We start from the raw sequence: 18,687 nt of genomic DNA on the forward strand, positions 1-18,687 counted from the left end.
CATAGTAGCTTCCCATGCTTTTGACCAGTTTTGCAAAGCTGGTGCAACGGTATTTATTCCAACTTTGCTGATTTTGCAGCTTTTATTTGAAGAATGCCGGCCTTCGAAGGCGGGCCGGAATAGTGTGCTAGCATGTCAGCAAGGCAGCGAAGCGTCGCCGCATGTTCTCCAGGTGTGAACCCTCCCAGTAGATTCGCTGGCAATTGACGCATTGACGGAAGACTTCATAGTAACGTTTCGTCTTGGGCTCAAGATGATGCAATATGTTGATCTTGTCGACGGGAGCTAGCAGACCATTACAGACAAGACATCGTGCAAAAGGGTGAATCAATCTGCATAGATCAAAGCGGCGCACGACTTCATCAATCTGGCTTTCGACATCGACTGCGCGCACCCAATAGCCATGCTGAATCTGTTTGGCATGTAACAGGCGACGGTCTCGGGTCAGCACAATACGCTGCTCGCTTACTGCAATCTTCACAATCATCGAATCCCGATAATCGTTACGATAGAGACTGTCGAAGCCCAGTAAACGCAGGAATCTGGTGAGCTTGCCCAGATTGACATCCAGGATGAAGCGAGGATCAGATGTGATTTTTTCGCGTAGTCTGAGCAAAGGACTTATGTCCAGTTTTTTGAAAATCGGATAGACAGCGACACGATCGCCAGCCTGCAGTCGATAATCGAATCTCACCGATTGACCATTTACAATAATTAACTCAACTTCGGTATGAGGTACACCGAAGGCTTCGATCGGGTCTTTGATTCCTGGATGGCCACTGAAACGACAGCGCATCGTTTGCTGCCGTTGCTCGGGAGAAAGAAAATCATTCAGCTCAGCATAGAAACGAAATTCAGCTACCTTATCTGGTTGCATTTTCTCTGCTCTTAGACGATTGTCATGTGGCAAACTATCAGAAAATCTAGTTTGATACGTCAATCATTTGGTCTCGCTTTTGCATATTGACAGCTGGAGCGTACCACGTTACCTCGGACAAAATCAAAAAGAATAAAAGGAATGAGTCGAGTGCAGAGTGATCTTGCTATCAACTGGAACGAAACAAGCCCAGGTTAAGGTTAAATTGCATGAAAATGCCGGGAATGGTGATCATAAATAAGTATTGATGCATACTACCAACAATCATCTGCATATTTTGGTACAAACTGGGGAAATAGAGATTGATCAAATCAATGTTGGAAGTGCGCAGATTGTTTTGTTCGCTTGAGGTCATCTGGTCATGACCGCCATGATTTTCCAGCTGCTGGGAGGTATTGGCCTGTTTTTAATGGGCGTGGTGCTGCTCACTGATGGACTCAAGGCGTTAGTCGGTGATGCGCTTAACCGCGCCCTGGTGCGCTTCACTGGCACACCTTACAAGGCGTTTGCGTCCGGGGCGCTGGTGACCTTGATGGTACAGTCTTCCAGCGCGACCACTATGACGCTGATTGGCTTCGTCAGTGCAGGCTTGCTTACTTTCCCGCAGGCGGTAGGCGTAGTGCTGGGCGCAAGTCTGGGAGCTACTGGGACTAGCTGGGTAGTTTCGATGCTTGGTTTGAAAGTGAGTTTGGGTTTTTACGCATTGCCGCTGGTGGGCATCGGTGCACTGTTACGGTTACTTTCCCATGGTCGCTGGCGCTCGCTGGGTCTTGCTCTGGCAGGATTTGGCCTGATTTTCGTGGGCATCGATAAGCTGCAAAACAGCATGCAGGATATGGCCGGGATCTTCGATCTGGCTGCGCTGCCATCGACCGGAGTGATCAGCCACCTGGTAACGGTGGTGATCGGTATCCTCATGACGGTCATCATGCAGTCTTCGAGTGCAGTGGTGGCAACTACATTGACTGCCCTGCATGTCAATGCAGTTAATTTCGATCAGGCAGCAACACTCGTGATCGGTGCAGCGATCGGTACGACCGTTACCAGCGCCCTGGCAGCTAGTGGCGGCAGCGTCTCCGCCAAACGCACTGCACTTGCTCATATCGCATTCAACCTGGTTACCGGCGTCATAGCCCTGCTATTACTGCCAGCATTTTTATGGGGACTGGCATTCGCACAACAACAGATGGGTTTGGAGCCGGGTGCGGTAAGTCTAGCTGCTTTCCATACTGCGTTCATTACCTTGGGCGTGGCGATTTTTCTGCCTTTTAACCGTGCTTTTGCGCGTTCGATCGAGCGGCTACTGCCTGAGCAGGGGCCGCACCTTACCCGTCACCTGGACGATACGTTGTTACAGGCTCCGGCAGTTGCGCTCGAGTCCACGCGCCGTACCTTGATCGTTACTACGCTTGAGACAATCAGCTTGCTGAATCAGTTGCTGAGCAGTGCGGTGGCGCGTGTAAGCGAGTTGCAGCGAGTTGAAGTCAAGGGTGCTTTAAAAACGACACAACACTTCTTTGCAAAGATTCCACCTATCGCCGATGACGAACCGCTATCCCGCTCGCGAATGGCCCAATTGCACGCGATTGATCATTTGGCACGTTTGCTCACCCGTTTGAACTTGTCTATAGCCGCACGCAAGGTGATGGCCCAGCCAGCGCTGCAGAGTGCGTTGAACCGCTGCCAAAAGGTGCTGGCGTTAGCACGCCAGGGATTGCTCAAGCCGGTATCGTCCAACTGGATGATACAGATGGAGCGCCAAGCGCAAGCCTTGGCAGAGTTACGCCGCGACGAGCGTCTGGTTATCTTGCGCCAGACAGCCAATGGCAAACAGAGTCCGTTCGATGCGTTGGAGGCATTGGATGCCATTCGCTGGCTGGAGCGTGTAACCTATCATACCTGGCGTCTATGCCATTATTTGGCTGAAGAAATGGCCGAAAACGACGAGATGGAACCGCCAGATTCCTTGGATGAGTGAAGCTTCAACTTCGATCACATCTAACGGGGAATATTTCATGAGTGAGCTGTTCATCTGACTCGGTATTGTGTTATGTCTGGGCCAATTGTGTGAGTATGAGCTCAGACAAATGCTGGATTAACATATTGGTGGTGCTGGTATAAAAATCAGCCACGTTGAGGCTGTCGGTGCAATCAATTACCTGCACTAGATATTTGCTGGTTAGTCAAGAAGGAGAGCTGCTTGCCCTGCAAAGCGTGAATCGTTTGGCGTTTCGTAATGATCGATCCCCTATTGCTGGAGATCACCCATACGTAGTATGGAGGCTCCGTTTCTGCAACGGCTCGCAGCCAGCGATAAGAAGTGGATAGTACTGCTGGATGAAGCCGATGAACCTTGCTTAATGGTGAGTGCTTCAGTGCTGTTGCGTACTGCGTTGTTCGACCAACAGCTTTTGATCCCATCTATTTGTGCCATCATCCTTTGGTAATACGTGATCTGCTTTGCCCCTTGGACAGACGCTGACTCAGTTGACGGTACGGCCGAAACGGCGGGGCGATAGTGTCATCGACGAAGACCTGATTCTAGTATGGGGTAAGGAAAGACGTCGCATTATTACCGGTTCAGATCTGCTGGGCAGGTTACTCCATCGGATTGCACTGCAAGCACCGACTCCCCGAACAGCTAATATGATCGATTGAGTTAAACCTAAGAACCTATAAGGACTTCCTCATGATTGCAAGATAAATTTTACTTCCTCGTAAAGTATATTCTTAATAACCCATATTCATACCGTATTAGCAAGTGGGCATGGGGTTGCACTCTGATTTACGCCACTCCATTTGTTTAAATCTTGTGTGATGATGTTCTCTGATTGCATCTTCACTTATGCTGTCTTTTGTCATGATGGCGTTGTCGGAGAAAATGTCATTGCTGCTCTATAGCCGGTCTCTGTTTGGCCACTTGTGCGGCCGGGCCACGATAAAATCCGCGCATGGATTCCCTATTCAGTTAACGGCTCCACCATCGGTTGCTGATCGGGCTTCCGATTGAATAGCAAGCCAGGGTTTTTTTACCAGGTTCTTTCCATGCCGGTCCGACCTATTGCCTATCTCTCCAAAGGTTACAGCTTGAGTGAAGAAAACCATCATTCATTTAATTCATGTCGGCTGGCTCTCACCATGTTTCGGATCGAATGCTTCACCTTTAGCCAGTACTGCCCAGATGATTCGGGCGTGCTTGTTGGCGATTGCGACCAATGTTTTGTAGTAACCCACTCGCGCATTCAATGTCAGCATCCATTTCTCCAAGCGTGTCAGTTTCTCCGGTTTGCGCCTTCTCGCTGCTACAAAGGCTGAACGTGCGCCTTGCACCAGCAGGTGCCGTAAATAGCTATCTCCCCGTTTGGTGATCCGCCCCAGCTTTGCTTTACCACCTGTACTGTGCTGGCTGGGCACCAAGCCAATGCTGGCTGCAAATTTCCGACCGTTCTTGAATTGCTTGCCATCGATGATGGTGGCAGTCACTGCGCTGGCTGTGAGGGTGCCTATTCCTATTATCTTCTGGATTTTCCCTGCGGCTTCATTTCCTTTGGCAACCTGGTTAATTTGTCTGTCCAGCTCTGCGATACGCTCATCCAGCATCTTCCAGTGGGCGCGTGCCCACTCAATCCCGGTTTTTGCCAGTAGTGGTAGCCGGGCCAGTTCTTCTGCCTGTTTACTAAACCGGTTCTCCAATTTAGCCACTGTCTTGCCAATCCAGATGCCAAATTCCGCCAGTAACCCCCTGATTCGATTCATCTGCGCCGTGCGCTCGCCAACCAGCCCAGCGCGCAAGCGATGCAGCACTAACAGGGATTGCTGTTCCTCGCATTTAACGGTTACAAACTGCATATTTGGCCTACCTACCGCTTCGCAAATCGCCTCCGCATCAGTGGCATCATTCTTGCCTTTTCTGCTTTTGCGGTACGGCGATACGTATTCGGCTGCCATCAATTTCACCTCATGCCCCAGCTTACTTAATTCCCGTGCCCAATAATGACTGCTCGAGCAGGCTTCAAAACCTATCACACACTTGGGAATGTTTGCCGCCCAGGCAAGAAACTCTTCTCGTCGTAACATCTTAACTAAAACAACTCGCTCACCGCTATCAACACCATGCACATGCAGGTAATGTTTTGAGCTGTCCACACCTATTCGTTTAAGCGTTGCAATCCTTTCTGTTTTCGTTGAAACTCTCATTTGACTTCTCCTCTCGTTTTGATTAATTAACTCATCTTTAATCTTGGCACATCGATGCCGTGCGGTGATACCGCTTTGAGTAGGGGAAGTCTTTTCTATTCAGTTGGACGAGGTGGAGTGTGTGGTGATCCAGGAGCGAGACAAGGCGCGATGAGACTGCAGGGTCGTTTCCTGCAACGAAGAGCAACGCCGCATTCGTGCCTGGAGCGACATATGATGCATCTCATAGTGGCCTCACCATTGTGGTGAATGAGAAAATTTATAAAATACATATATATCATATACTTAGATATCAATCCAAGCGCTCAACTGCGGTTCTTGGGTTAAATATTTCAGAAATCAAAAAACCAGAATGATTACTTATTAAGATACTTTTCCTTACGTATTTGCACGTATTGTGATGGGAATAAAGATGGGAAACAATGACCATCAGATCAGGAGGAATTAATAACCTATTGCTTTTTTTGGTCATTAAATAGCTTTGTATAAGCGATCAAAAATATTACAGAAAAAAACCGGATAACCAATTTACTTTGGAAACCAGCGTTAGCTAATCTGCAACCCTATTCAAAATATCAATATCAAATAGCTGGAGTCAAGGTTGCAACTATAACTATGGTTATGTCTCTGGGAAAGCGAGCATGTATCTGCCAAGTTCACAGGGAAAACCAAAGATAGTAATCACGGATGTTGAGCAGTTTAAGGATTTTCCACCAAGCTGAGAAGCAGCTTTGCCATGAATTCATTAAATTTAAATAAAGAATGGAGGCTAAAAAAACCATGAGAAATATAGATAACAATACCCACGATAAAATCGAACAATCGATTGCAGATGTCGACTGGGCCTCTTATCAAGCATGGCGATTCACACCTTTACCTGCAGTCTGGGAAGATATAGTGTTCTATTTTTTGATGCCGAACTGCTTTTCCGATGGAAAGGAAAAAGGATATATCGATAATAACGGTAACCCAGTAACGACCGGACCACACACCTTTTTCAATTTAAGCGCCAAATTTCTAAAATATACCTATTCAGCCGAGCCAGCTCAAATAGGTTCATCAATCAAGATTGAGTCGAAAAATAGCAAAGCGGTTCATTTAACTGCCTCGCCCGACAATTTTGTCATCTACGAATAACCTCAGCTAATAGGCTGAATATAGAAAAATCATGGAGATTTGAGCAACAGTTTTCAAAAGCTACCCCTAATTCAACCCATCCATTTTTTAGGAGGAATCATGGCTTTAAAACAATATGGCGTTCTTAAAGGTAAGGCTATCAATAAAATCATAGGACAAGGTTCCAGTCCGCATTATGAAGTACACGTTATCGACGATACGACGGATTATCGTATCGCAGTTAATGTAAAGTCCAAGTTGGCCCCTTCTGAGCTTTTATATTTGATCATTGATGATTTCCGCCATCCTATTCTGGAAAAGCTGGTCAAACTGGATAAGGGATTTACTCGACTCGAGAATGCACCTAGTAAAATGGCGCTCGATTTCATACGTGGCAATCTATTCGACCCAAGACAAATTCGCCCTTTACCGCATAATCTTCCAGGTCCAGATAATGACCTCAATGAAAAATTAGATGCTTATGTGCAACGTGCTATCGGTGACGAACGGGCAAGTATTTACGCTTTCGGTGAACGCTGGGGGCCTGAAGCAAAAATAAAAGACAAATATTTTGGTTTTCTACCTGGGAATGGTATTCACAATATTCACATGAATCAAGGTAATGTGGAGCAGTATGTTGAGGAAGATGGTGTTTGGCAGGATGGTGGACTACTTTTTCATTTTCCAAGTGTAGAACAGGTTGGGGCTGGCACGGAGATTTGGCCGGAACAATGGGTCGCTGTCTTTTTCGCTTTCCAGTCACAATGCTGGCATAGCGACGATCAAACAGGTCACAGGCTTCCTGAATGCGAAAGCATTATTCCCCCTAAAATAGAACCTAGTGTCCAAATCATAGCGGCACTGGTTAATCCGGAAGGGAGCGATCAGGAGAATGAAACGGTGACCTTGATTAATCGTTCTCCAAATACTATTGACTTGTCCGGTTGGTTGATTGCCGATAAAAATAAGAAGCGATCTTTTATCAGTAATATGCAGCTAAATCCAGGAGCGACCGGTGTCGTAAAACTGGATGGTCAAGGCGCGAAGCTAGGCAACAATGGTGGCATTATCACCCTACTCAATCCAGATGGGCTTAAATATCACGGCGTATCCTATACCAAAGAGCAATGTCGTAGTGGTTGGACCATCGTGTTTTGAAGCGGAATCATTTGATCATTTGTTAGGGTAGCTAGATTCCATTGAGTATGCCAGTCAGTAGTCTGAATCGATATAGGTTTGAAAGCTGATAAAATGATATTTTGATCTGTTTTATCTGTATTGCTGCTTTTTGAGTCTTTTTCATGGGACAATCATCTTATCATGAAAAATACCCCTACCCTAGAATTACGTGGCATCAGCAAGGCCTATGCGAATGGACGCCAGGTGCTGTCTGATTTGTCGTATACCCTCGCAGCCGGTGAGTATGTGGCCATCATGGGGGAATCAGGAGTGGGGAAATCGACGCTACTGAACCTGATTGCCGGCCTGGATGTACCTGATGCTGGCGAGATATGGGTCGATGGCGTCGAGCTGTCGGCACGTGATGACGACGCCGCTACCTCCCTGCGGCGGCGTCATTTTGGCTTTATCTTTCAGGCATTTCATGTTTTGCCTCATTTGACTTTGTTGCAAAATGTGGCATTGCCGCTGTTGCTCAATCATTTGCCGCTTGATCGTGCCAAACAAATGTTATCCGCAGTCGGGCTGCAGGGACGGGAGCAGGATTTTCCACGCCAATTATCGGGTGGAGAATTGCAGCGGGTGGCGATTGCACGGGCGCTGGTCCATCGCCCGCGGCTGATTCTGGCCGATGAGCCAACAGGTAATCTCGATCCGGATACGGCGCAGGAAATTCTCCAATTGATGCGCGCTGAAATCAAAGCCAATGATGCTGCTGGCATTATCGTTACCCATTCCCAAGCAGCTGCAGCAACGGCTGATAGCATTCTGCTGTTGACCAAGGCTGGCTTGCATCCCTTAAATCCAGCGCGTTCACATGTATCGTAATTTGTTGTCTCGTTGGCTCCTGCAGGGTGAGTGGCAAGCGCATCGCTGGCAAATCGTGGCTGCGCTCATTGCGATTGCGTTGGGGATAGCTATGGGTTTTTCGATCCATTTGATTAATACCGCGGCAGTCAATGAGTTTTCTGCAGCCGTCAAAAGCTTGTCCGGTCAATCCGATTTGCAAGTGCGCGCAACGCAACCGACCTTTGATGAAATGCTCTATCCACTATTGGCGCAGCATGAAGGTGTGGCGATCGCAAGTCCAGTGCTAGAAATTCAGGTTGCCGTTCCTGCTAAATTGGAAGATGACAGAAACAATACCTTGAAAATCCTCGGGATCGATGTGTATCGGGCTATAACCATAACTCCGGATTTAGTCGGCGTACCTGAGGAAGGTCGCGCGTTCGACATGCTGTCAGACGATGCCATTTTTCTGTCGCCTGCGGCGATGGAATGGCTGGAAGTCAAGCAGGGAGACCGACTGCCGCTGCGTCTGGGTACCAAAACTGTGACACTGCGGGTAGCAGGTGGCCTGGTCAGGGCACATGCTGGTCAGCGTATTGCGGTCATGGATATTGGCGCAGCTCAGTGGCATTTTGATCACATTGGTGTGTTATCGCGCATTGATCTTAAATTAAAACAAGGTGTCCATCACCGTGGATTTAAAGCAGCCCTTGAAAAGGAACTGCCCGCACAATACCTGGTAACCGAAACCGTCGACCAGGAAAGGCGTGTACATAACATGTCGCGTGCATATCGCATCAATCTGAACGTGTTGGCGCTGGTTGCGTTGTTTACCGGTGCTTTTTTGGTATTCTCGACACAAGTACTGTCCACTTTGCAGCGGCGCCCCCAATTTGCTCTGTTGCGCGTACTTGGGCTGACGCGCAATCAAATCCTGTTGCAGATCTTGCGGGAAAGCAGCCTCCTTGGCATACTCGGTTCTCTGCTGGGACTCGGGCTGGGTTATGCATTAGCCGCAACGGCATTGCATATTTACGGTGGGGATCTCGGCGGGGGATTTTTCTCTGAGATCAAGCCGAGCATTCAGTTGAGCCCATTAGCGGCTGTACTCTTTTTGGTACTGGGTATTGGTGTTACCTTATTAGGCAGCCTACTACCCGCATGGGAAGCGGCTCGTGCCCATTCCGCGCCAGCACTCAAATCGGGTAGCGAGGAGATCGCACTGACAAAATTGCAAACTCCCTGGCCCGCGCTGATCTGTTTACTGCTGGCAGTCATCTTGACCCAACTGCCACCTGTGGCGGAATTGCCCTTTTTTGGCTATTTTGCGGTGGCTTTGCTGCTGATCGGCGGTATCGCCTGGATGCCGTCATTAACTGCATTGCTTTTTTCCGGCCTATTTCGCGTATTTAACCGCCTGACAGCAGGTGCGCTGACTACTTTGGCTTTAGCCAGACTAGCAAATGCGCCACAGCAAGCTGCAATTGCACTAGGAGGTGTTTTGGTAAGTTTCAGCCTGATGGTAGCGATGGCGATCATGGTGGCGAGTTTCCGCATATCGGTAGAAGACTGGCTGGCGCATATTCTGCCTGCCGATATCTATGTGCGCACAGAGGTTCGTCAGGATGCGCTTGGCTTCACACCCCAGGAGCAGCAAGTGATCGCTGCAACAACGGGGATCGAGCGCATCGATTTCATCCGCTCGCTGCAGATTACCCTGGATCCGACTAGACCAACTGTTACACTGATTGCCCGACCAATCGATAAGACTGATCCAGGCAATACTCTGCCGATGACAGACACTGCGTTAAATTCCACAGAAATTCCGCCAGAGGCAATCCCTATCTGGGTATCGGAAGCAATGGTCGACCTCTATGATTACCGGGTAGGCAAACGGGTGGCACTGCCACTGAGCGAGGTGCAGCAGGATTATATTGTCGCTGGCGTATGGCGTGACTATGGGCGTCAATTTGGCGCCATCCAGATGCAATTGAGCGATTATCAAAAAGTAACGAGTGAATTGCAGGTCAATGAAGCGGCGCTCTGGTTACAGGGCGGCGTTACACCTGAGCAGGTTATGGCTGCGCTGAAAGTGCTACTATTTGGCGATACATTGACGTTCTGGCAGCCAAATGAAATCAGGGCAATCAGCCTGAAGATTTTTGACCGCAGTTTTGCGGTAACCTATTTATTGGAACTGATCGCAGTCGGGGTAGGATTGCTCGGTGTGGCAGCCAGTTTCTCGGCGCAAGCGCTGAGGCGTGTCAAAGAATTTGGCATGTTGCGCCATATCGGCGTGACGCGCGGTCAGATCTATCGCATGCTGGCCCTGGAAGGGGGATTGCTGACCGGTTTCGGCATCACCATCGGATTCTTATTGGGAGGGGGTATCAGCCTGATTCTTATTTTTATCGTTAACCCGCAGTCGTTCCACTGGACAATGCAGCTCCATGTGCCGTGGCAATGGCTGATCATCATGGCGCTTGCCATGCTGATGGCAGCGGCGTTGACTGCGCTGCTCGCTGGACGACATGCTGTTGCCGGTAATGTGATACGTGCGGTCAAAGAGGATTGGTAAGGAGAGTTCGTGATGCACAAACTGCTCATACTATTTATATTGCTGACAACGCTGAATGTGTGCCTGGCAGCATCGCCGGTGTATACACCTGTGACGCCAAGACCGCTGATTTTTCCAGAGGATTTTGGTGCACATAAAAATTTCCGCATTGAATGGTGGTATGTGACAGGCTGGCTGGAAACCCCCGATCAGCAACCGCTCGGCTTTCAGGTTACTTTCTTTCGCCCAACCACTGCGCACGATGAGGATAATCCCAGCCGTTTTGCGCCTAAACGATTGATCATTGGTCATGCGGCCCTGTCCGATCCAATAGTTGGCAAGCTGCTGCATGAGGAGAAAACCGCGCGCGAAGGTTTTGGTCTCGCTTATGCCAAAGCAGGTAATAGCGATGTGAAGCTGGATAACTGGTATTTTATCCGCGAAGCAGATGGCCACTACCGCACTTATGTGGAGGGAGACGACTTTGCACTTGCGTTGTCGCTAACGCCTACCCAACCGCTCATGCTGCAGGATTTAAATGGCTTTTCCCGCAAAGGGCCGAAACCAGAGCAAGCCAGCTATTATTACAGCGAACCGCATTTACAAGTCAGCGGCACGGTAAAGCGTAATGAGCGAGTCGTACCGGTTAAAGGCAGCGCCTGGCTCGATCACGAATGGTCTTCAGAATATCTTGATCCGAACGCGGAAGGATGGGATTGGACGGGCGCCAATCTCGACGATGGATCCGTACTCATGGCCTTTCAGATGCGCGACAAAGATGGCAAAAAAATCTGGGGGTATGCTGGTTTGCGCGACCCCTCGGGTAACATGACCATTTTTTCACCGGAGGAAGTCAGCTTTCATCCTGTGCGCTCATGGCACTCTCCCCATACCGACGCAGTCTATCCGGTTGCCATGCGCATCAAAACCGGCAACATCGAATGGCAGCTCGAGCCGCTGATGGATGATCAGGAGCTCGATTCACGCCGAACAACTGGTGCTGTTTACTGGGAAGGGGCAGTGACCATTATGCGTGATGGTCAGCCGGCTGGACGCGGTTACCTGGAACTGACCGGCTATGACAAAGCGCTGTCGATGTAGTTGATTAAATGAATTAACGATTCAGTCATTCGAGGTGAAACTCAGCGCTTACGAAATTCGTGTTATCATACATTACCTGTCACCTGATAGCAGTCAAGCCATTGACATTAAAATAATTTCCTCCGGTTAATTTCCTGATCTTTTACTTTTGTTTCACTGTTCTGGCTGTAATTTTTTTATTTACAATGTTCAGTCAGTTTCAACGAATTAGGCTCGTCAATAAAACTTCATAAGCAGGAGAAATTACGTATGAATCAAGAAATGTCTCTTTGGATCCTCATCCGTTAAGCGAGTATGTTGCCTGGGCATGCCCGTGTAACCATGAACCCATTCTATGGGTTCTCAAAGAAAAGTTACCTAAGGGTCCGGACGCATTCTGGAGCTGACCAGTGACAGTGGTGGCATGCACATCAATTACTTTGCACCTTATTTTAATCATTTGCATTTTCAGCCATCCGATAAAGATATCGAAGTTTTTGACAACATTAAAAAGCTGACCCGTAAACTGGGTGGCCGTAATATTACCGATCTTGTTCATCTGGATTTGACCAAACCGGAACTTGGTTTAATCCAGGATCGAAAAAGTCATTTGCCGCAATTTTCTGTATCAATATTTTTCAGGTAGCGCCTATTTCAATGGCAGATGGCATGATGAAATGTGTGCAACTTCTGCTTAAGGACGGTGGACTCTTACTGATTTACGGACCTTTCCGGGCGATGAAGAATTTTCCACGGATTCGAAACAAGGAATTTGATGCGAGGCTCCGTTCTGCAGGTGTTGCTGATTTGTAGAATAGGCAGAAATCTGTTGATAGCATGGGGGATTTGGTTAGCCTCATCGCAATTTTGATGGGATGTTATGTTACTTTCCTTATAAAAAGTAGTACGACAGAAAAGAGGGGGTGCGTTATACTTGCCCACTGTTAAAGATCACGTTATTTCAGGTAGATTAATGAAAAATATAAAAATTTTGATCGGCGAGAAATTCAAACGTTTAATATTTATGGCTATAGCAGCCATGCTGCTTATCCAGTCATCGGTGAGTTTTGCTATCAATGAAGTGGATTTTCTCAAGGCAGCCCTGACTGGCGATGTGGCAACTACCGAGAAATTGCTAGGAGAAGGTATCAAGGTCGATTTGCAGAATCCTGACGGGTTTACCGCACTGGCGGTTGCTGCGCAGAATGGTCATGCTGCCGTCGTGGACTTACTATTGAAAAATAATGCGGCGGTTGATCTCCAGAATGTTCAAGGAGGAACAGCATTGCTGCTAGCAGCTAAGAATGGCCATGCAACCATTGTCGATGCCTTGCTGGCAAAAGGCGCCAACCCAGATCTGCAAAGCAAAAATGGGTTATCGCCCTTGATGATTGCCTCTGCCTTCGGTCATACTGCTATTGTCAACACTTTATTGGCAAAAGGAGCTAACCCGAATTTGCAAAACGAGGCTCAAACGACTGCGCTGCACTTGGCTGCCCAGAACGGTCACTTGGAAATTGTAAAAGCATTGCTAGCAAAAGGGGTGAAACCTGATTTGCAAGACACAAATGGCGCTTCTGCACTGATTTTGGCTGCTTTGTCAGGGCATCAGGCAGTGGTCGAAACATTGTTGGCTAGTGGTGCACAGCCTAATCTAAAGGCTGCCAATGATTTTACCGCGTTGATATTAGCTGCCCAGAATGGCCAAACAGCTGTAGTTGAAACCTTGCTGGTAAAAGGAGCTAATATCGATCAACAGAATCAGGATGGCATTACGGCATTGATGTGGGCGGCCCTCCACGAGTATGAGGATATCGTCAAATTGTTATTAGCAAAGGGTGCGAATTCCAAGCTTGAAAGTGCGAGCGGAAAAACTGCACTGGATATGGCCAAGAATCCGGCAATCATTGAGTTGCTTAAAGCTGCCAACAATTAAGCAAGCTTTTCTGAATTCAAAAATTGCTCAGAGCTCGTGAAAAGGTCGTTTCACCAGAAATCGTAGTAACTTACTTATGATGAAGCACTTTGCAATATACCTATTGTTTCGCTGATTCATAAGTGAATTAACGATAATGATAAGAGCTTACTTAAGAATTTCTTTATAATCTCCATAAAATCAAACTGGTTTTTGTTTCTTTATTTCTGATATTTGCATGACTGCTGTCAATAAACCAATGGCGAAGAAGACTAACAATAACCCTTTGTCACCAAGAATCGCCAAATTGTTTCGAGAGGCGGGTTGTCTGATACTGAGCGGTATCGCCTTGTATCTGATATTAATCTTTATTAGTTTTAATCGTGCTGATCCCGGCTGGTCACATAGCGACCATATCGATCAGATCGGTAACGCAGGGGGCAGAGCTGGCGCCTGGCTGGCAGATTTGTTGCTTTACCTGTTTGGTGCTTCAGCGTGGTGGTGGGTAGTTTTTTTCCTTTCGGCAATCCTGTGGAGTTATCGCCGTATCGATATTACCAGCATCTTCGATCCGCGAGCGCTGCTTATTTCATTGACAGGATTTATGACTCTGCTAACAGCCAGTAGCGGTTTCGAATCGCTTCGTTTCAATACGATTAACATATCGCTTCCCTTGGTGCCAGGAGGTGTACTGGGTGAAATCCTGAGTAAAAATCTTTCCCTGATGCTCGGGTTTACTGGTACATCGCTTATTTTTATCATTCTAATGGCGATTGGATTCAGTTTGTTTTCAGGACTATCCTGGATACGCATTACTGAAAAAATAGGCGAGACCATTGAAGAATCATGTCTTTCCCTGTGGAATCGCTTATTAGCCATGTGGAATCGCTTATTGGCCCTGCGGAATCGTCGTGACGAAGAGACTTCCTCCTTGATGCACTTTAAGGAGGATAAAGAAGATAAGGAGCCGATCAGAGAGGTTCAGAAAAAGCCTGTCAGAGAGGATCAGAAAAAGCTTGTCAGAGAAGATCAGAAAAAGCCTGTCGAGCCCTCCTCTCCACCCTTACGGATAGAGTTGCCTGAGCAGCTGCCTGAGCCCGCTGTTCAGAAACCTGCTCGTATCGTCAAAGAAAAAATAACCTCTTCTTTTACCGATTCATCTAATGCGCTGTTGCCACCACTTCATTTGCTGGATGAACCGCAAAAAGATGTTGAGTTGCTATCCAATGACACGCTGGAATTTACCTCCCGTCTGATTGAACGCCGGCTGCAGGAATTTGGTGTTGAAGTTAAAGTCGTATCAGCCCATCCGGGGCCGGTCATTACTCGTTATGAAATCGAGCCTGCTGTCGGTGTCAAAGGCAATCAAATCATCAATCTAGTCAAGGATCTGGCGCGTGCGCTTTCCGTGGCAAGCATTCGCGTGGTCGAAACTATTCCTGGTAAAACCACGATGGGTCTGGAGATTCCCAATCCTAAGCGACAAATGGTTCGGCTGCATGAAATCCTCAGTTCTCAACCGTATGCAGATATGTCATCACCTTTGACCATCGCACTCGGTAAGGATATCAGTGGTCGACCTATTGTCTCTGATCTCGCGAAAATGCCTCATGCACTGGTGGCAGGAACGACCGGTTCTGGTAAGTCAGTTGCAATCAATGCGGTCATTTTAAGTCTGATTTACAAAGCAACACCTGAGCAAGTTCGGTTAATTCTGATTGATCCGAAAATGCTGGAGCTATCTGTTTATGAAGGAATTCCTCATTTATTGACCTCGGTTGTGACCGATATGCGCGATGCCGCCAGTGCACTCAATTGGTGCGTGGCCGAAATGGAACGGCGTTATAAGCTGATGTCTTCCCTCGGAGTGCGTAATCTTGCTGGCTATAACCAAAAAGTCTGCGATGCCAAAAAGAATGAGGAAGTACTGGCTAATCCACTCGGTTTGACGTCGGATGGACCTGCACAGTTGGAAGAAATGCCTTTGATTGTGGTGGTGATCGATGAACTGGCTGATCTAATGATGATCATGGGGAAAAAGGTCGAGAAACTAATCGCACGGCTTGCGCAGAAAGCCCGCGCGGCTGGAATACATCTGTTGCTGGCAACGCAGCGACCTTCGGTCGATGTCATTACAGGTCTGATTAAGGCTAATATTCCGACACGAATAGCTTTCCAGGTTTCCAGTAAAATTGATTCACGCACCATTCTCGATCAAATGGGTGCAGAAGCCTTGCTCGGTCAAGGTGACATGCTCTATCTGCCACCAGGCAGCGGTTATCCGCAACGGGTTCATGGCGCATTCGTCGCGGACCATGAAGTGCACAAGGTAGTAGAATATCTCAAGGAACATGGCGAGCCGTGTTATGTTGAAGAAGTGCTCAAGGCAAGCGATGAAGAAAATGAATTGAGTGGCGAGAATGGTGAAACGAGTAGACAGGCAGGAGGGGAAACTGATCCGCTGTATGATGAGGCGGTGGCCATTGTAGTCAAATCACGCCGTGCTTCGATCTCGCTAGTGCAGAGACAACTGCGTATTGGTTACAATCGAGCGGCGCGCCTGATCGAAGAAATGGAACGCGCTGGTCTTGTTTCCGCTATGCAGAGCAATGGTAACCGGGAAGTATTAGCACCTAACCGAGATGACTAAGAAAGCACTGATTAATTACTTGCGCAAGCGAATTGCTGTGTTGGATAGTACTCAGAAACTCGCTTATTTATTTGATATGTGGCTAGGCCAAAGCTTGCAAAGCTCGTTTTATCGAAACTCACTTTGCTCGTTTTCTCGTTTCTTCCGTTCCATTCGTCTTGCACTTTTCTTGCTTGACTAATTAATTAGTGCTTCCCCATGTGAATAATGAACAAGATTTATAATAATAATTATCATTATTATTAGTTCTTTCCCAAATGAATAATAAACAAGTTGAATGGATAATGAAAACATGCTTAATGATACCGACTCCATTCAGATATTATTTTTAAGGAGCAGCATGATTCGATTTAGCTTATTTTTGTTACTTTGCTTACTTCCTCTTCTTGCTCAAGCCTCTGCTATCGATAGCCTTAGGGCATTCGTGCAAAAAGCTCAGACTTTCAAGGCGATGTTTTCACAAATTTTGCTTGATAAAAATCTTCAAGTGATGCAGGAAGCCGCTGGCGTCATGATGTTCGAACGACCAGGCAAGTTTCGCTGGACGTATGAAAAACCCTACCAGCAATTGATAGTTGGCGACGGTAGTAGGGTATGGTTCTACGATCAAGATCTCAATCAAGTCACGGTACGTCAGCTGGATGTGGCGATCGGCAGCAGTCCAGCTGCTTTGCTGGCGGGCAGCAGTACGATCGAACGAGATTTTGATCTTACCGAAATCGAGGTGAATGATGAGATGGAATGGCTGGAAGCTACACCCAAGACTAAGGAAAGCACATTTGAGTTGATCCGCATGGGTTTTTCCCAGAAAGGTGAATTGCATGAAATGGTTTTACGCGATAATTTCGGGCAGTTTACCGTATTGGTATTTACTGATCTGAATGCTAATCCTGTTCTTGCTCCCGATTTATTTCAGTTTACCCCCCCCAAGGGGGCTGATGTGATCAGTGACTGATCTATTTACACAGCAAAAACCCTTTGCGCCACTAGCCGAGCGCTTACGTCCCCAATCCCTGAATGATGTCATTGGTCAAACGCATCTGTTAGGTGCTGGTAAACCCCTCCGTCTTGCCTTTGAATCTGGCAAACCGCACTCCATGATTTTGTGGGGGCCACCGGGTAGTGGAAAAACTACTTTAGCACGTCTGATGGCGCGCGTGTTTGATGCTGAATTTATTGCACTGTCGGCAGTACTGTCTGGTGTAAAAGATATCCGCGAAGCGATTGAACGAGCGCAGCAGGTATTGCAGCAATTGGGGCGCCGCACTATATTGTTTGTCGATGAAGTACACCGCTTTAATAAGGCACAACAGGATGCTTTTCTGCCTTATGTCGAGCAGGGATTGATTACCTTTATCGGTGCCACTACCGAAAACCCCTCATTTGAAGTCAATCGCGCACTGCTTTCGCGTGCTCAAGTGTATACGCTGAACCATTTATTCGAGCAGGAGCTTAAGCAATTGTTTGAACGCGCCTGTCAATCTGAACTGCAGAAACTGCATTTCTCAGATGAAGCAAAAAATCTCCTAATTACTTTTGCTGATGGCGATGCGCGGCGCTTGCTGAATTTGCTCGAGCAGGCGGATATTGCTGCCGAGACCGAAGGAGTATGTGAGATCAATGCAGATTTTGTGCGCAATGTGCTATCGCGCAGCATGCGTCTCTTTGATAAAGGTGGTGACGAATTTTACGATCAGATTTCAGCTCTACATAAATCGATTCGCGGCTCCTCCCCGGATGCTGCCCTTTACTGGATGTGCCGTATGCTCGATGGTGGTACCGATCCTCTCTATATCGGCCGACGTCTCATTCGTACTGCAGCCGAGGATATTGGCCTTGCCGATCCGCGTGCACTGACTATTGCACTAGATGCCTGTAACGCATTTGAGCGCCTCGGCAGCCCAGAAGGTGAACTGGCGTTAGTGCAGGCAACGCTTTACCTGGCTTGTGCCCCAAAAAGCAACGCGGCCTACCTTGCTTACAAAAAAACCCGCTCATTTGTCGAGCAAGATCAATCGCGCCGTGTACCGCTACGATTACGCAACGCGCCTACAAAGCTTATGAAAGATAGGGGTTTCGGGCAAAATTACCGTTACGCACATGATGAGCCGGAAGCTTATGCTGCGGGTGAGAATTACTTTCCAGATGGTATGCAGCAAACAGAATTCTATCATCCCACTTCCTATGGGCTGGAAGCGAAAATTGCTGAGAAATTACAGTACTTAAAAAAGCTGGATGAACAGGCAAAAAAGCGTAATACAAAACTTTGAGTGAGCGATTAATAAAGGATCCATAAAAGCGGATAAGCTTGCGTCATTCCCTAGCGC

At 47.7% G+C, this 18,687-nt stretch carries 17 protein-coding genes; 14 read left to right on the forward strand and 3 right to left on the reverse strand.

Going from position 1 to position 18,687, the window contains the following annotated elements; translation table 11 throughout:
• Positions 1-127: 127 nt before the first annotated feature.
• Positions 128-877 (reverse strand): Mut7-C RNAse domain-containing protein, encoded by a 750-nt coding sequence (locus R2Q26_RS10320; protein ID WP_317536193.1) that lies wholly within the window; start codon positions 875-877, stop codon positions 128-130.
• A 361-nt stretch (positions 878-1,238) separates the two neighbouring features.
• Between R2Q26_RS10320 and R2Q26_RS10325 the strand changes: the two genes are divergently transcribed.
• Positions 1,239-2,855, forward strand: coding sequence for a Na/Pi symporter (locus R2Q26_RS10325; protein ID WP_317536194.1), 1,617 nt, complete (start codon positions 1,239-1,241; stop codon positions 2,853-2,855).
• 173 nt (positions 2,856-3,028) lie between these two features.
• On the opposite strand, the gene R2Q26_RS10330 is transcribed toward R2Q26_RS10325, so the two are convergent.
• Positions 3,029-3,298: a hypothetical protein gene (locus R2Q26_RS10330; protein WP_317536195.1), complete on the reverse strand. Its 270-nt coding sequence runs from the start codon at positions 3,296-3,298 to the stop codon at positions 3,029-3,031.
• 39 nt (positions 3,299-3,337) lie between these two features.
• Between R2Q26_RS10330 and R2Q26_RS10335 the strand changes: the two genes are divergently transcribed.
• Positions 3,338-3,535 (forward strand): hypothetical protein, encoded by a 198-nt coding sequence (locus R2Q26_RS10335; RefSeq protein WP_317536196.1) that lies wholly within the window; start codon positions 3,338-3,340, stop codon positions 3,533-3,535.
• Between the two features lie 459 nt (positions 3,536-3,994).
• Here R2Q26_RS10335 and R2Q26_RS10340 read toward each other — a convergent pair whose 3' ends face one another.
• Entirely contained in the window at positions 3,995-5,074 is a 1,080-nt protein-coding gene (locus R2Q26_RS10340; protein WP_317536197.1) for an IS110 family transposase, read from the reverse strand.
• A gap of 54 nt (positions 5,075-5,128) precedes the next feature.
• Between R2Q26_RS10340 and R2Q26_RS10345 the strand changes: the two genes are divergently transcribed.
• The 12 genes from R2Q26_RS10345 (at position 5,129) to R2Q26_RS10395 (ending at position 18,630) form a co-directional block, all read left to right on the forward strand.
• The gene (locus R2Q26_RS10345) at positions 5,129-5,323 is read left to right on the forward strand and encodes a hypothetical protein (RefSeq protein WP_317536198.1); all 195 of its coding nucleotides are present in this window, start codon (positions 5,129-5,131) and stop codon (positions 5,321-5,323) included.
• A 531-nt stretch (positions 5,324-5,854) separates the two neighbouring features.
• Positions 5,855-6,211, forward strand: coding sequence for a hypothetical protein (locus R2Q26_RS10350; protein ID WP_317536199.1), 357 nt, complete (start codon positions 5,855-5,857; stop codon positions 6,209-6,211).
• A 99-nt stretch (positions 6,212-6,310) separates the two neighbouring features.
• Positions 6,311-7,348, forward strand: coding sequence for a DUF2278 family protein (locus tag R2Q26_RS10355; RefSeq protein ID WP_317536200.1), 1,038 nt, complete (start codon positions 6,311-6,313; stop codon positions 7,346-7,348).
• 162 nt (positions 7,349-7,510) lie between these two features.
• The gene (locus tag R2Q26_RS10360; RefSeq protein WP_317536201.1) at positions 7,511-8,197 is read left to right on the forward strand and encodes an ABC transporter ATP-binding protein; all 687 of its coding nucleotides are present in this window, start codon (positions 7,511-7,513) and stop codon (positions 8,195-8,197) included.
• On the forward strand, positions 8,187-10,736 hold the full coding sequence (locus tag R2Q26_RS10365; protein WP_317536202.1) for an FtsX-like permease family protein: 2,550 nt from the start codon (positions 8,187-8,189) through the stop codon (positions 10,734-10,736). The genes R2Q26_RS10360 and R2Q26_RS10365 overlap by 11 nt, the downstream gene beginning before the upstream one ends.
• A 12-nt stretch (positions 10,737-10,748) precedes the next feature.
• Complete coding sequence (locus R2Q26_RS10370; protein WP_317536203.1) at positions 10,749-11,816, forward strand: carotenoid 1,2-hydratase; 1,068 nt, start codon at positions 10,749-10,751, stop codon at positions 11,814-11,816.
• A gap of 382 nt (positions 11,817-12,198) precedes the next feature.
• The gene (locus R2Q26_RS10375; protein ID WP_317536221.1) at positions 12,199-12,441 is read left to right on the forward strand and encodes a DUF938 domain-containing protein; all 243 of its coding nucleotides are present in this window, start codon (positions 12,199-12,201) and stop codon (positions 12,439-12,441) included.
• Positions 12,429-12,608, forward strand: a complete 180-nt coding sequence (locus R2Q26_RS15545) for a DUF938 domain-containing protein (RefSeq protein WP_411182336.1) — start codon at positions 12,429-12,431, stop codon at positions 12,606-12,608. The genes R2Q26_RS10375 and R2Q26_RS15545 overlap by 13 nt, the downstream gene beginning before the upstream one ends.
• 160 nt (positions 12,609-12,768) lie before the next feature.
• The gene (locus R2Q26_RS10380) at positions 12,769-13,731 is read left to right on the forward strand and encodes an ankyrin repeat domain-containing protein (protein ID WP_317536204.1); all 963 of its coding nucleotides are present in this window, start codon (positions 12,769-12,771) and stop codon (positions 13,729-13,731) included.
• Between the two features lie 217 nt (positions 13,732-13,948).
• Positions 13,949-16,360 (forward strand): DNA translocase FtsK, encoded by a 2,412-nt coding sequence (locus R2Q26_RS10385; protein WP_317536205.1) that lies wholly within the window; start codon positions 13,949-13,951, stop codon positions 16,358-16,360.
• Between the two features lie 340 nt (positions 16,361-16,700).
• A complete protein-coding gene (gene lolA, locus R2Q26_RS10390) occupies positions 16,701-17,315 on the forward strand; it encodes an outer membrane lipoprotein chaperone LolA (protein WP_317536206.1) in 615 nt (204 codons plus the stop codon).
• Positions 17,308-18,630, forward strand: a complete 1,323-nt coding sequence (locus R2Q26_RS10395) for a replication-associated recombination protein A (RefSeq protein ID WP_317536207.1) — start codon at positions 17,308-17,310, stop codon at positions 18,628-18,630. Before lolA ends, R2Q26_RS10395 begins: the two co-directional genes overlap by 8 nt.
• Positions 18,631-18,687 lie beyond the last annotated feature (57 nt).

The organism is Nitrosomonas sp. Is37 (assembly GCF_033063275.1).
In the GTDB taxonomy this organism is placed as follows: domain Bacteria; phylum Pseudomonadota; class Gammaproteobacteria; order Burkholderiales; family Nitrosomonadaceae; genus Nitrosomonas.